Raw genomic sequence first — 13,243 nt, 5'->3', positions numbered from 1 at the left:
TCTCTCGGCTATTGCACCGACAAACCGGCAGCCTCTATTCCCGCAAGAAACCGCCGCTGATCCTCGGTCCGCGCCAGCCGGCTGGTGACCTCCTGCCTGATGTTCGGGATCAAGGCGGGTGACTCGCGTCGGATCCAATCAAGCTGTTCCTCTGCCTCCTGCTTTTCTCCGAGCGCGCCGAGAATGGAGAGCAATACCAGGCGATGCATCGGATTATAGTTGAGATCCGACATGCGTGACCAGAGTTCCGCAGCCCGTGTATCGCCTCGCATGAAGGCGCAGAGCGCCATCCCGACCTCATAATATCCGCGTGGCCCGGCATTTTTGCCGACCGCTTCTGAAATCAGCGTGCAGCCTCTTTCCCATTCCCCCGACATTGACAGCCGCAGGCCGTATTCACCGGCCACTTCGGTATCGTTCGGATTGCTGGCATAGGCGCTGGCGCCGGCGCTGAGGGCCGCAACCGGATCATTGTCGAAAAAATTGGCGAGCATCAGCGCCTGAAGTGCGCGTGCATTCTTCGGGTCGAGCTGCACCGCGTGCTCGGCAAGTTGCTTTGCCAGGCCGAGCGTCGCGGCCGTCGCTTTTGTATGAAGTTGGTATGAAAAGCGGAACTCGTCGAGATGGATCAGCGAAAGAAGGGCCACGACATTGGATTCGGCCGGCATTTGCTCCACGGCCCGTTGCAGGCAGGATTTTGCCACCTCATGCGCCTGCACAGTCATTTCGCTGCGGTAGCTGTAGTAGGAGAGAATGCATGAAAAGGCGTCTGTGCGTCCGGCGATGGTCGCGGTATCAGTTTGAAACATGACGCCGAAAGGGCGCGCGACCGCAGTCGCGATATCCCCGGCAAGGCTTGCTTGCGTTTTCGGGATGCCTTGCACCGTCATGTCTGCATCGTAATTGTTTGCCCAGATGACAGCCGCATCCGCCCGCCGCACGAGCCTTGCCGTCGAGCGCAGCATGCTGCCTTCGAGCCGCACGCTTCCCTGCAGGGCATAGAGAGGCTCCAACGAAGCTTCGCCGGATTTACTCCGCGGCATGGCAGTGACGACAACGATATCATTGAAGCGCACCAGCTTCTCGATGATGTCGTCGGTCATGCCGCGAGAGATATCGGAGGCAAGGTTCCCGCCAGAGACATTGTCAAAACGCTCGACGATGATGGTGGGGCGGTTGTTGGCGCCCAGTCCCGTTTCGCGCTCTACACCCGGCGACCCGACCTGCCGAAGGATAGCCGCTGTCGAGGCTAGGATAATCACCGTGCCTGCTGCAAGCAGCCAATATCGAGGCGAAAGGCGCCGGTCCGCGGGGTTCCGGCCGATGGCATCCGTTGCTGCATGTATCTGTCCGTTATCCGCGCCTGACGCGTTCGCCTGTTCGGGCGGCAAGATATCTGCGGGTTCAGCGCCGCCGATGACATCGAAGACCGGCGCGTAGCCGCCCTTCGGGATGGTGATGATGATCCGGTCGGCGCCGCCGGCTGTGAGGTAATAGTGTTCGAGTTCCCGTCTCAGCCGGCCGGCTTCGATACGAACGCAGGGATCCTGCTGGGCATCGAAGTTCGCGTCCCGGCCAAAAACCGCTTGTGCGATGGTAAAGGCCTTCAGATAGTCACGGCGGCCCGCCAACGTTTCCGTGACCACAAATTCGAGGAACTTCCTCGTCCGTTCGGGAAGGCGGAATTCGCGGCTGGACAGAATGCGCTCAAGTTGCTGCTGTACCTCCTCCTGCGAGGCGGCGACCCTATTTATGCCTGCACTCGTCATCGGTTCCCCCAGACGCCGATTGCGAACAACCTGCAGCACGCTGTCTCAAACGATAGTCTCACCGCGGCATAACAGCAATGTCGCCCGGCCGAATACCCTAACCAACTCTAAGCCAATCCGATGATTAGCCCGAAGATGGACGCAGTCACGGCTTACGAAATGCCAGCGTAGGATACCGTATTCTACCGACGCCGTCATGTATCTTACTGCCTTAGTCTCCAAGCTCGCCCTATCATCGCCGTGTATTCTGGAGGAGGCTGCGATGACATCACCTGAGAGCTCTACACCCCATTCCATGACAAGCGCAGAGGAGCTGCGCAAACGTGCTCTGGAGCTTCAGCTTGTCGAGATGGAGCGCAACGAAAGGATCATGGCGCGTGAAGCAAAAAAACACGCGGAATTCGTCGAGGATTTTTTCCGCAAGCAGATCGGCGAAACGGAACGCGCCGTCATCAAGCGCCTTGTGATGAAAGCGGCGGCAGACGGCAAATACGAGGCATTGATCTACAGTTTTCCCTCGACGTTTTGCACCGACAGCGGCCGTGCCATCAACAACAACCTGCCGGGATGGCAGAAGACGCTGCAGGGAAAGGCAAAGGAACTCCTGGAGCTCTTCGAGCAGGTGGCCAAGCCACAGGGTTATGGGCTGAAGGCCATGATCATCAACTTCCCGGATGGCATGCCCGGAGACGTCGGCTTCTTCCTCACTTGGGAGCCGCCGGTCGACTGACCGGCAGTAAAGTAGGGGGTGATCAACTTGAAAGCGATCGAGATCGAGCGCAAGTTCCTCGTGCGTAACAATAGCTGGCGCGATTGTGCCGGCATTTCGCATGTCCTGCAGCAAGCCTATTTATCTCGCGATGAGAACTCGGTTCGTGTTCGCTTGATCGACGGTCGTTCTGCTTGCCTGACGATCAAATTCCGCACGACAGGGCTCGCCAAAGACGAATATGAATATGAGATTCCGGTCGATGAGGCGCGGGACCTGCTTCACCATGCGACCGGCCACGTCATTGAGAAACGCGCTATCGGGTCCTGTACGAGGGCAGAAACTGGGATGTGGACGTCTTTGCCGGAGCCTATGAGGGATTGACGCTTGCCGAGATCGAAATGGCGAGTGAAGATGATCTGCCGGTCCTGCCGCAATGGCTTGGGCGAGAAGTCACGGGCAACGATAGCTATTCCAACCGCGCTATGGCCGCTGCCTCAAGTAAGCCTCCCTTGGGTGCAGAATGCGGCGACTGATAATGGCGCCCCTCTGGAGACGCGCAGGCAGTGTAAAACCCTATTCACTGACAACGGTCCAATCGGCGTCTGGATTGAATTCCATGATCGCCGCGGCGCGCTGTTCCGTTTGCGGCCCGAGATCGCGTTGATAGATGACGTTCATCCCGTTGACGATAAAAGTCTGCACGCCGGTCACCCGATATGAGACCGGCCAGGCGATGAGCGCAAAGCCGCCGGTCAAGTAACCATTGACGAGGTAGCTTTGTTTGCCGCCGAGCACATTGTCACCCTGGGCTGTCAGGATGCGATAGCGATATCCGAAATAACCTTCCCCGCGTTTGGCGGCACCGAAGGCAGCTGTCTCGACCAGCGCGCTTGCCGGGCTTTCCTCCGGATAGACGCTTGGATCCCAGTAAAGGCCGTCCAGCTTGCCGGGACTGCTGATCAATTTTTTGGCGAACTCGTAAATACCGTCACCGTCGCGATCGTCGGATGCATATTGATATTGCGCGACCACATATTCGTGCATGGTATCGATCGTCGCGAGCTCGTTTTCGCCGACGCGCCGATTGACGATCTCCGCCAGGCCGCGCTGCGTGTCGAAGGACCATTTCCCGTCCTTGCCCTCGGTGAGCGGAAACGGCAGGGGCCAGAGACGGTCGCCGATCGCAATGAACTTCCGTCCCCCGAGATCCTCCAGAATCATCTGCCGCGCGGCGCCTTCGCGGATCAACCCATATGTGATCATCGCCTCGTTGCTGGACCGCAGCTTGTCCGCTTTCAGGCCGAGAAGGCCTGCAAACCCGTCGACATCGTTGGAAGCCAGAACTGCCTTGAGGCGATCGAGAACCGCCCCCGGCGTGCCAAACGACGGCGTCGGACCTGCCGTCGCAAACTCCGTGAGATCGGTCCGCATCTGCGATGCTGACGGGGTCGCGGAGACCACGCAGAGCACGGCAGAAATCATAAGCGGGATCAAGGTTGATTGAGTTCTCATCATATACCTCCGGCAGTCTTGGAAGGAAGATATCTATCGCCGGCCGCCGCCGCCACGGCCACCGCCGCCACCACCACGGCCGCCGCCACCACCACGCGATACAGGAGGACGGGAGCGCTGTGGCGCCGCACGCGGTGCAGAGCGAGGTTGGCTGCCCATGCTCTGCGCCCCCCGCTTCGAAGAGACCGCCTCCCGGCGGCCGGATTGGACATTCCCAAGCGCATTCGGCTGCCGGTTGCGATTATCGGGTCTGGCGGCCATCTGCGGTTTGTTGGGCTTCTTGACCGATTTCTGTGCTGGCTTGGCTGCGCGATTAGCCGATTGAGGACGGGCTTCGGGCCGGGTTGCATTCTGACGAGTGGCGGCCGTCGGCTTGTTTCCCTGCGGTTTGGACTTCAGCCCTTGCACCGTGCCTTTTCGAATATCGTCGGCGCGCGCCGCCGTTCCACGATTGCCTGGCCTCTCGCCAGCCTGGAAATCCTTGGCTTGGTTCCGCAGCTGGTTACGGTTGTCGGCTTGCAGGCCGGACTTGATCGTCGAACGGTCAAGCTTGGCAAGCTGGTCTTTGCCGATGCTCATTTTGCTGCGATCGACCTTCGACCAATCGACATCGTTCCACTTCATCTTGCCATTGAAGTCTCGACCGTTCAGGCAATTGTTGCAGTCGATATCGATGTCACCACCGCCCCAGCGACCGCCCCACACCCCCCAGTCGTCCCAATTAACGACGGCCGCCCAGGCGAGCCCGGTGACCGCGCCGGCAAAAAAAGCGGCTCCGGGATAGTAATAATTGTCGTACGGCTCCGGATAGTAGGAGATCGGCTCGGATGCATAGCCTGGGTCGTAAAGCATCTCCGGCGCATATTGCGGGATATAGATTTTTTCCGGATCGGTGGGACGGATGATGACATTGTCGTTTTCCGTAACGACCGTCACCTTGTCATCCGTCTTGATAATGTTTTTTGCCACTGCTTCATCGCGAAGTTGCTGAATGGCAATCAGCACATCCTTCTGCTGGTTGGCGAGCGCATCGGCAAGCGACTGGGTCCAATCGAGATCCTCACTCATCATCTTGACGATATCGGGGTAGTTCAGCAACGAGACGACGCTGCCGTCCCAGTCGCTCTTGGGCTTGAGGTCGGCGTTCTTGTTTTTCGCATCCAGAAAGCGCTGGGCTTCGATGATCTGCAAGGGAAGAGCGATGCGGCCGAAATCGCCGCGACCAGTTCGTCCGGATAAAGCGCGATCCGCGCCACGAGCACTTCAAGTTCATCGTCTGAAAGGAGTGTAGCCGTGGACGGTTCTGCCTCCGCCTGGTTGGGCGCAGCAGCCGGGGCAGGAGCCTGCGCTCGCACTGGGAGTGCCAGCTGCAGCGTGATGATCGCCAGGGTCGACAACCCAACCAGCAGCTTGCGTGAAACTCTATTCATCGCACAAGGACCTCCCTCTAATTATTGAATGACAGAAGCGTTCACCGTAGTTTTGGACTCACGGGAGTCCGCCTGAGCATCACAATTTTCGATTGTGCTATCGCTTCCCTCATTTCTTTCAGCAACGCATCGACCAAGCCTGCATATTCCAGCCGTCGCGCCTCCCTCACAGAGTCGGACAGCTGTTCGACATGCGCCAATGCCTGCGCCGCCGCCGCCAGATCCTCACACATGCTTCGAAACGTGTCGTTGACGTAAAAAAGTCGCTGCACCAGCCTTGCCTGGTCGGGAAAATGAGCTTCTGCCGCTTCAAGGGCGGACAAATATGTCGAACCACTTTCTCCCGACGCCATCTCCGCCCCCGCCGACGAACTGCCCTAAGCAGTGCGAAAACTATATAACAGCCGCACCTGCAGGAGACGTAAAATACGCGAACCTACGGTCGCCGGCTTCTGACAGCCGCATCCCGGTCGCCATACGAGGCGACGATTGGGATTCGGCGGCCGATCTCGCGTCGTTCCTTGCTGGACAGGCAATCTCCCCAGCCGGATCGGCCGCGAAGGCCCCGATAGAGATTACGCGATGCTACGGGTCTTTGCGCCGCAACGGGCCTATTATCCGATCGTCGCTTGCGATCAAAATGGCTCGGACAGACCAAGCCAGAGGGGGATCCGTGTTTCTCGACTATTTTGCCTTGGGCGTCTTGGTCTTCGTCGTGATCACGCTTTTCTATGCCATGATTGCCATTCACGACATTCTCCACCTGATGGCCAAGGCGCGGAACCGTCCTCATCAGGATGCCATCCATGTTGCGGGATGGGTCAGCCTCTTCACGCTGCATGCGATCTGGCCCTTCCTGTTCATTTGGGCAACGCTTTACCACGACGACCGCGGCTGGGGCATCCGGCAAGACGGAAAGCTGTCGGCGGAAGTTGCTGGATGAACTTCGTGTTCCTCGAACACTAAAGACATGTCCGCAAACACCTTGCCTAGGTTTGCACCGCAAAAACAAAGATCGAACGGGCACGAGGGCCAACGGCATCAGATAGGGAGCCAGGGGTGATAGGAAGTCTTCCCATGTTGCGGGGCCTAGCCGGCTTCAACAGAGCCTGGCTTCGCAGTGACATTCCGGCCGGCCTGTCGATCGCCGCAGTCGGTTTGCCGAGCGCCATCGCTTATCCCGCCATCGCCGGCCTGCCACCGGAGACCGGCATCTATGCCAGCATCGTCGCACCGATCGCCTACGCGATCTTTGGTCCTTCCCGGCTCTTGGTCGTCGGCCCAGACGCTGCGACCATGACCGTGCTGGCGGCCGCCATGGGCGCCATCATCGCCGCCGAACCCGCGACGGCAAGCGTCGACAGGGTTGCCATTGCCTCGGCCCTTGCGCTTGGCGTCGGCGTCTTCTGTATCGCGGCGAAATTGCTGAGGCTCGGCGTTCTCGCGAGCTTCCTCTCCCGTCCCATCCTGGTCGGCTTCTTCGCCGGCGTGTCGCTCTCGATCCTTGTTGGGCAAATCGGTCGCTTCACGGGGGTAAAGATCCAATCGGATGGACTGATCCCGCCGCTTGTCGAAATGCTCGCCAAGAGCAGTCTGATCCACTGGCCTTCGCTCGTCCTCGGACTCGTGATGTTCGCCTTGTTATGGATCGTCCGAGCCTTCCGATTCAGAGTTCCGGGTCCCGTTCTGGTGGTTGTCCTCTCGGTCGTCCTTTCGGCGATCTTCGATTTCCAAGGCCGAGGCATAGCAGTCGTCGGCGATGTCCCAAGCGGGCTGCCGAGTTTGTCCCTGCCTCCATTGCATCAGATGCCTCTCGATAAGATCGTGCTCGGCTCGGCCGCGATCTTTCTGGTCAGTTTCGGCGCCGGCATCGTCGCGGCAAGAAGTTTCGGCTCGCGAACCGGCGAGGAGGTCGATGCCAATCAGGAATTGGTCGGACTTGGCGCCGCCAATATCGCGCCCGCCCTGTTCGGCTCTTTTCCGGTCAGCGTCTCGGATTCCCGAACCGCGATAAATCTGTCGACTGGCGGTGTCTCCCAGGCCGCAGGACTGGTATCGGCCGCGACGCTGGTTGCCGCACTTGTGTTCCTTCACAGTGCGCTGCGCATACTCCCCATTCCCGCGCTCGCGGCAATCCTCGCGACGGCGGCGATCAGCCTCATCGATATTCACGAATTGAAAAAGATCTGGCGCATCAGCCGCATGGAATTCATTTTCGCGCTGATCGCCATGTGGGGCGCAATCAGCTTCGGTGTTCTCAATGGCGTCATCGTCGCGGTTGCGGCAACGCTCGTCTATCTCTTGCGGCAGACGATGTTTCCCCGCGACGGTCTTCTTGGTCGCATCGAGGGACGGCATGGCTTTTTCGATCTTGCCCGTTTTCCGGAAGCGCGCCCTGTGGAAGGTGCCGCCGTCTTCGCCATCCAAGGCAGCATTCTGTTTTACAACGCCGATTACGTGCGCATGCGGCTGACCTCGGTCGCGAAGGCACTTCCTGCTGAAACCAGATGTCTCGTGCTCGATGCCGGCGCCGTCACCCATATCGACAGCACCGGCGCAGCCGCACTCGACGCCGTGGCCGAGATCCTGGCAAAGCGGAATATCGTCTTCGCCATGGCCGATCTCAGCGAAGAAAGCCGCGGCATCCTCGAGCGCGCCGGGGTCATCGAGGCGATCGGCGCCGACAATCTCTTCAATGGCAGGGAAGAAGCACTGAGAGCGCTGATCGGTGTCGGCGAGTCCGGCAGTGCCGCGTCGGCAGGGTAGAGCAATTCCGGCAAAACTGCACAGCGGTTTGCGTCCAGAATTGTATGAAAACAAAGATAGCATGTTCGCGAAAGGGAGGGAGAGAAAATGGACGAGAATTACGAACCCAGCCGGACGGATGGAGAGGCAGGCCGCGTCGGAAAGGATAAGAAAAAGAAAAAGAAATCATGGGATTACGACAAGGAAATCGCACGGCTCCAGGTGGAACTGGCCCATTTGCAAGCCTGGATCAAGAAATCCGGCACGAGGGTCGTCATCGTCTTCGAGGGCCGGGATGCCGCCGGCAAAGGCGGCATGATCAAGCGTATAACGGAAAGGGTCAGTCCGCGGGTCTTTCGCATCGTCGCATTGCCGGCGCCGACCGACCGTGAGAAGTCCCAGATCTACATGCAGCGCTATATCGCGCATATGCCGGCGGCCGGCGAGGTCGTCATATTCGACCGCAGCTGGTACAACCGCGCCGGCGTCGATCGCGTCATGGGATTCTGCAGCGACAAGAAAGCGCAGCGCTTTCTTGAGTTGGCGCCTCGCTTCGAGGCGGCGATCGTCGAAAGCGGCGTCGTTCTGCTGAAATACTTCCTGACGGTCAGCGAGGAAGAGCAGGAACGCCGTTTCAGACGCCGGATCGACGACCCGCTGCGGCAGTGGAAACTCAGCCCTATGGATGTCGAATCCTATCAGCGCTGGTGGGACTACACGCGCGTTTATGACGAGATGCTGCGGATGACCGACAGCAATCACGCGCCGTGGTGGGTGGTGCCCTCGGATGACAAGAAACGTGCCCGGGTCAACTGCATTTCGCACATCCTGCAATCCATTCCCTATGAACGGGTGAAGTTTGAAGCACCCGACCTCGGCAAACGTCAGAAGCGGCCGGCGGATTTCATGGAGGACCTCAGCGTCCGCCATGTTGTGCCCGACGCGACGTCATAACACGGCTTTAGCCGAACATGGCTGAGAACATAGGCGATACGGCGGCGCAGGGAGCCGGGTCAGGGCAGATTTCGGTAGAGGCGAGAATAAGCGATCTTGTCCGGTTGGGCATCATCGGGCTTTTCGCCTATTGGACGATCGTCCTGATTGCTCCCTTCGCGCTGATCGTTATTTGGTCGGCAATTCTGGCGGTGGCGCTTTTCCCGATATTCCAAGCGCTCTGCAGGTTGCTTGGAAACCGGCCCGTCATCGCAGCCAGTATCATCGTCGTCTTTTGCCTCGTCCTGATCATTGCGCCCCTGGCTCTCGTTGCGGTCAATTTTGCCGACACAGCGCAGGCGTTGATCAACAAGTTGCGGGTGGGGGATTTCACGCTCCCCTCGGCGCCGGCGGCCATTCGGGAGTGGCCCGTCGTCGGCGAGCGTATCCATGACGCCTGGAATCAGATTGCAAGCGATCTGGCGGCGACGATCATCAAGTTTCAGGCGCCGATTCGTGAGGTGACGGCCGTTATCGTCACAAAGCTTGCCTCAATCGGCGGCGGCGTGTTGAGCTTTGTCGTTTCGATCATGCTTTCAGGAATATTTCTCACGCGGTCAGCACGCCTGGCTGCCGCCATACAAGTGCTGGCAAACCGCATCGCCGGTGAAAAGGGTGTCGGCTTTGCCCGGCTGGCCGGAGCCACGGTGCGCAATGTATCGCGAGGGGTCATTGGCGTTGCCTTCCTGCAGACCTTGCTCTGCGGATTGTGCTTTGCTTTCTTTGGCGTCCCGGCGCGTGGGGCACTGACATTCGTGATCTTCATGTTTTGCCTGATGCAACTGGGGCCTGGGCTCGTGCTTCTTCCGGTTATTATCTGGTCGTGGGTTTCGTGGTCGCCCGCCGCTGCTTTTGCGTTTACTGCCATCACCGTGCCTATCACGCTCATCGACAACATATTGAAGCCCATGCTGATGGCGCGAGGTCTCTCGACCCCGATGCCGGTCATCCTGATCGGTGTCATCGGCGGCACTCTTTCCCATGGGCTGCTGGGCTTATTTTTGGGGCCGGTCGTGCTCAGCGTCTTCTACGAGCTGCTGAGAGCCTGGGCCTGGCCGTCGGTTCAGGCCGGAGCGGAAAATAGCCGAGCCGCCAGCGTCGACGCCCTACCGGAACCCATAGAAAATAGGCAATGACGGTCTTATGTGGCGGCAGGCGAGATGCCCCTCGGATTGGTCGCGGTCAGTGTTGGGCGGGGTCACCGGTTCTTGCAGTAGACGACAACTTCCTGCTCAATTTCGCGGCATAGTCGTTCATACTCGCTGATCAGCTTGTCTTCCCTCGGGTTCTTGCTTCGGAACCGCTCCAGCGCGTCGGCTGCAAGATCGTAGGATTCAAACATTTCCGCGAGCGCTTCACTGGTCTTATTCGCGAGAAGATGCCGAATATCGGGAAGTCGCAACATCAATTTTCTGCGGCCGCGCTCTTTGCTCATGGGTCAGCTCCGCATTCAAACACTCTTGCAATGGATACGAAGCTGCGAAGGTGACGGATCGTTCCCGAGATCACGAACAAATGTATGGATTTGAGAACAATAGCCACGGGAAGCCGCATCCGACCCGGAATGGCTCTACATGTAAAGCGCGTCGCGATCTTTCAGGTTCGCTCCCCGCGCTTTAGGTCCTTGTATTTACGCATGTCGTTATCGCAAAACCGCTGCACACTTTTGCGCGACATGCTTTAGCTGCTGCCGTCACGGTCCGTTGCGTTTAAAGCCTTTACTGTGATGGCTGCGATGACGCCGGTCAGAACGATCCCTGCAAAACCGATGAGCAAGGCCAGGATTCGTGCCGAAACATGTTTGGGCGTGAAATCGCCGTAGCCGATGGTAAGTCCCGTCACGAAGGTAAAATAAAGCGCTTCGTCGATCCGCCAATTCTCGATCTGCCAAATGGCAAGCCCAGACGCGACCATGATCGATACGATGCCGGAGAGGATCGGCCAGATGACGCGAAGCTGCTTTGCCAGTGCGATGAAGAACAGCCGCCTCATCTGCCGGGTGTGCGGCCCGCCGGCTGATTGCCTGGGAACGCGGGACATCATCGCACTGCCGGCGGCAGGACATACAGCGTTATCGCGAAAATCATGTACACCATTAGCACCAGGACGCCGACAAACCATGCCGATCGTCCGCTGTTGGTGACGAACATCGCAGTCACCGTCGCAAGGAACATCATCGTCACGGCGCCCGGCCAGAATTGCAGATCCATTTGCGACGGGCCGATAACGTAGCTCATCAAGACCAGAACGGGTGCGACGAACAAGGCGATCTGGGACGCGCTCCCGAGCGCGATGCCGACGCTCAGATCGAGCCGGTTCTTACGCGCGCCGGAAAACGCTGAGGCCATTTCGGCGGCGCCACCGACCAATGCAACGACGATAAAACCGACAAAGGCGGGGGTCATTCCGAAGGCTTCGGCCGCTTCCTGCACGGACTCGACGAAAATCTCGCTCACCAAGGCGACAAGGACGGTGACCCCGCCAAGCGTGCCGAGAGCAAGACCGATCGGCCAGGGCGCTTCACCGGCCTCGGCATGATCCGCCGAAGAGAAAAATTCCCGATGTGTTCCAAGCGTGAACAACAGCCCTAGCCCGTATCCGATGATCAACAGGAGGGCCAGGCTGAGGCTGAGGGTTTGAGTGACGGGTGCGACCGATGCTGTGTCCAATCCGCCAAGTGCCGAAGGCATCAGCAGGGCGACCGTGGCCAGAAACAGCAAGCCGGCTTGAATACGCGCGCTGGCACGGTTGAATTCCTGAATGTGGTATTTGAGTCCGCCGAGCAGAAACGAAGCGCCGAGCATGAACAGCGTATTGGTGACGATCGCTCCGGCGATGGACGCCTTGACCAGCGTATATTGGCCGGCCTGCAGAGCAGCCAGCGCGATGACCAGTTCGGTCAGATTGCCGAGGGTCGCATTCAGCAGACCGCCTGCGGCGTCACCCGTCTTGGCGGCTACCGATTCGGTTGCGTGACTGAGCAACCCCGCCAGCGGCACGATAGCAAGCACCGAAAGGACAAACAGCGCAGTGTGGGCTTCGGGCATTACCGCCGCAGCTACGAACACCACCGGCACCGCGATCAGCAACCACAGCATAGGGCTGTCGCGGATCTCTTGCAAAAGGAGGCTCAACGGTTTGCTCCCTTTGGGTGGTGTTATTCGGGCAAAGCAGTCTGCTGGAAGAAGTTGACTGTCGACTCATCCGGCGGACCAAACCAGGTTGTAAACAACGTGCGGAAATCCTTGGCCGCATAGGCTTGGCTCAACGCTCGATCAACTGTCAGCCGGAAGTCCTCGTCCGTTCGCGCGAGTTCAAGACCAAGCGGCTCGTAGGTGAAATGACGTTTTAAAATAACCAGATCGCCAGAATTATCGCTGCGCGCCGCAGCGTCCATCAGAAGCGGCATGTCTCCAAAAAGGACAGCTGATCGACGGTCCAGAACGCGCTCGATGCCCTGCTGGAAGTTGTCGACGGATGCCGCCGTCGCGGCGAGCTGGAAGGTCTTGATCCTGTCCGACAGCCACCGCTCGCTTGTCGTGCCCGTTACAGACGAGAATGTCTTGTGCTCGAGTATTGTGCGCGCAGGCGAGCCTCGCCATACAGGCCTGTTCGTCGGTTCGCCATACTCCAACACCTCCCGTAGAGCCAAAGGCGCGCTGGCGCTGACAACGGCCCCGGTGCCGCTCGGAAAGATCGGGATGGAGAACGAGACCTTTTGCCTGCGGCTGAGTGTGACCGGCTCCGCACCGCAGACGAGATCCACGACGCCATCTGCAACAGCAGTCTCCCGCGCGTCGGCGCTCAGGGATACCCACTCCACATTGAGCCTCGACAGGTTCAGTTCGGCTTTCACGTTGTCTGCAACCTTGTTGCAAAGCGCGACCGCATACCCGTCGGGCGCTCCACTGTCGGTCTTGAACGAAAACGGTCGGGCGTCGGGCTCGTAGCCCAGTTTTAACGAACTGCTGGCGCGGACACGATCCAGCGTCTGTGCGTCGGCTGGGGCTAAACCTATTGACGAAAGCGCCGCGATGGCAATGACGGTGCCCGTTGCGATCCAGCGACCTTTGATAGACATG

At 59.1% G+C, this 13,243-nt stretch carries 12 protein-coding genes and 2 pseudogenes; 6 read left to right on the top strand and 8 right to left on the bottom strand.

Annotated features, from left to right (window positions below; translation table 11 throughout):
• Positions 1-8: 8 nt before the first annotated feature.
• Complete coding sequence (locus MF410_RS18905) at positions 9-1,769, bottom strand: hypothetical protein (RefSeq protein WP_239619954.1); 1,761 nt, start codon at positions 1,767-1,769, stop codon at positions 9-11.
• A gap of 262 nt (positions 1,770-2,031) precedes the next feature.
• On the opposite strand from MF410_RS18905, the gene MF410_RS18900 reads away from it, so the two are divergent.
• Entirely contained in the window at positions 2,032-2,499 is a 468-nt protein-coding gene (locus MF410_RS18900; RefSeq protein WP_097628441.1) for a hypothetical protein, read from the top strand.
• A gap of 27 nt (positions 2,500-2,526) precedes the next feature.
• Positions 2,527-3,014, top strand: a pseudogene (locus tag MF410_RS18895) (CYTH domain-containing protein).
• A gap of 40 nt (positions 3,015-3,054) precedes the next feature.
• On the opposite strand, the gene MF410_RS18890 reads toward MF410_RS18895, so the two are convergent.
• The 3 genes and pseudogenes from MF410_RS18890 to MF410_RS18880 all read right to left on the bottom strand — a co-directional run bounded on the left by MF410_RS18890 (position 3,055) and on the right by MF410_RS18880 (position 5,776).
• Complete coding sequence (locus tag MF410_RS18890; protein WP_097628440.1) at positions 3,055-3,993, bottom strand: DUF2950 family protein; 939 nt, start codon at positions 3,991-3,993, stop codon at positions 3,055-3,057.
• 33 nt (positions 3,994-4,026) lie between these two features.
• A pseudogene (locus tag MF410_RS18885) lies at positions 4,027-5,423 on the bottom strand (DUF3300 domain-containing protein).
• 41 nt (positions 5,424-5,464) lie between these two features.
• Positions 5,465-5,776: a hypothetical protein gene (locus tag MF410_RS18880; protein WP_097628438.1), complete on the bottom strand. Its 312-nt coding sequence runs from the start codon at positions 5,774-5,776 to the stop codon at positions 5,465-5,467.
• Between the two features lie 320 nt (positions 5,777-6,096).
• Here MF410_RS18880 and MF410_RS18875 point away from each other — a divergent pair, with 320 nt between their 5' ends.
• From MF410_RS18875 to MF410_RS18860, 4 genes are all read left to right on the top strand, one after another.
• Positions 6,097-6,366, top strand: coding sequence for a DUF3302 domain-containing protein (locus MF410_RS18875; protein WP_206099928.1), 270 nt, complete (start codon positions 6,097-6,099; stop codon positions 6,364-6,366).
• A 116-nt stretch (positions 6,367-6,482) separates the two neighbouring features.
• A complete protein-coding gene (locus MF410_RS18870) occupies positions 6,483-8,189 on the top strand; it encodes a SulP family inorganic anion transporter (RefSeq protein WP_239619951.1) in 1,707 nt (568 codons plus the stop codon).
• 87 nt (positions 8,190-8,276) lie between these two features.
• The gene (gene ppk2, locus MF410_RS18865) at positions 8,277-9,122 is read left to right on the top strand and encodes a polyphosphate kinase 2 (protein WP_097628436.1); all 846 of its coding nucleotides are present in this window, start codon (positions 8,277-8,279) and stop codon (positions 9,120-9,122) included.
• Between the two features lie 17 nt (positions 9,123-9,139).
• Positions 9,140-10,297 (top strand): AI-2E family transporter, encoded by a 1,158-nt coding sequence (locus MF410_RS18860; RefSeq protein ID WP_097628435.1) that lies wholly within the window; start codon positions 9,140-9,142, stop codon positions 10,295-10,297.
• Between the two features lie 62 nt (positions 10,298-10,359).
• On the opposite strand, the gene MF410_RS18855 is transcribed toward MF410_RS18860, so the two are convergent.
• The 4 genes from MF410_RS18855 to MF410_RS18840 all read right to left on the bottom strand — a co-directional run bounded on the left by MF410_RS18855 (position 10,360) and on the right by MF410_RS18840 (position 13,242).
• A complete protein-coding gene (locus tag MF410_RS18855) occupies positions 10,360-10,596 on the bottom strand; it encodes a hypothetical protein (protein ID WP_097628434.1) in 237 nt (78 codons plus the stop codon).
• 245 nt (positions 10,597-10,841) lie between these two features.
• On the bottom strand, positions 10,842-11,204 hold the full coding sequence (locus MF410_RS18850) for a potassium channel family protein (protein ID WP_097628433.1): 363 nt from the start codon (positions 11,202-11,204) through the stop codon (positions 10,842-10,844).
• Positions 11,201-12,295: a calcium/proton exchanger gene (cax, locus tag MF410_RS18845; protein WP_097628432.1), complete on the bottom strand. Its 1,095-nt coding sequence runs from the start codon at positions 12,293-12,295 to the stop codon at positions 11,201-11,203. Before cax ends, MF410_RS18850 begins: the two co-directional genes overlap by 4 nt.
• 23 nt (positions 12,296-12,318) lie before the next feature.
• Complete coding sequence (locus MF410_RS18840) at positions 12,319-13,242, bottom strand: amino acid ABC transporter substrate-binding protein (protein ID WP_097628431.1); 924 nt, start codon at positions 13,240-13,242, stop codon at positions 12,319-12,321.
• Position 13,243: the final 1 nt, after the last annotated feature.

This window comes from Rhizobium sp. C104, assembly GCF_022354505.1.
In the GTDB taxonomy this organism is placed as follows: domain Bacteria; phylum Pseudomonadota; class Alphaproteobacteria; order Rhizobiales; family Rhizobiaceae; genus Rhizobium; species Rhizobium redzepovicii.
This window is presented reverse-complemented; position numbering and strand designations above follow the sequence as displayed.

Excerpts from the sequence above, each read along its gene's own strand:
- MF410_RS18855 (WP_097628434.1), bottom strand. The coding sequence starts at position 10,596 with ATGAGCAAAGAGCGCGGCCGCAGAAAATTGATGTTGCGACTTCCCGAT.
- ppk2 (WP_097628436.1), top strand. The coding sequence starts at position 8,277 with ATGGACGAGAATTACGAACCCAGCCGGACGGATGGAGAGGCAGGCCGC.
- MF410_RS18840 (WP_097628431.1), bottom strand. The coding sequence starts at position 13,242 with ATGTCTATCAAAGGTCGCTGGATCGCAACGGGCACCGTCATTGCCATC.
- MF410_RS18860 (WP_097628435.1), top strand. The coding sequence starts at position 9,140 with ATGGCTGAGAACATAGGCGATACGGCGGCGCAGGGAGCCGGGTCAGGG.
- MF410_RS18905 (WP_239619954.1), bottom strand. The coding sequence starts at position 1,769 with ATGACGAGTGCAGGCATAAATAGGGTCGCCGCCTCGCAGGAGGAGGTA.
- MF410_RS18850 (WP_097628433.1), bottom strand. The coding sequence starts at position 11,204 with ATGATGTCCCGCGTTCCCAGGCAATCAGCCGGCGGGCCGCACACCCGG.
- MF410_RS18900 (WP_097628441.1), top strand. The coding sequence starts at position 2,032 with ATGACATCACCTGAGAGCTCTACACCCCATTCCATGACAAGCGCAGAG.
- MF410_RS18890 (WP_097628440.1), bottom strand. The coding sequence starts at position 3,993 with ATGAGAACTCAATCAACCTTGATCCCGCTTATGATTTCTGCCGTGCTC.
- MF410_RS18880 (WP_097628438.1), bottom strand. The coding sequence starts at position 5,776 with ATGGCGTCGGGAGAAAGTGGTTCGACATATTTGTCCGCCCTTGAAGCG.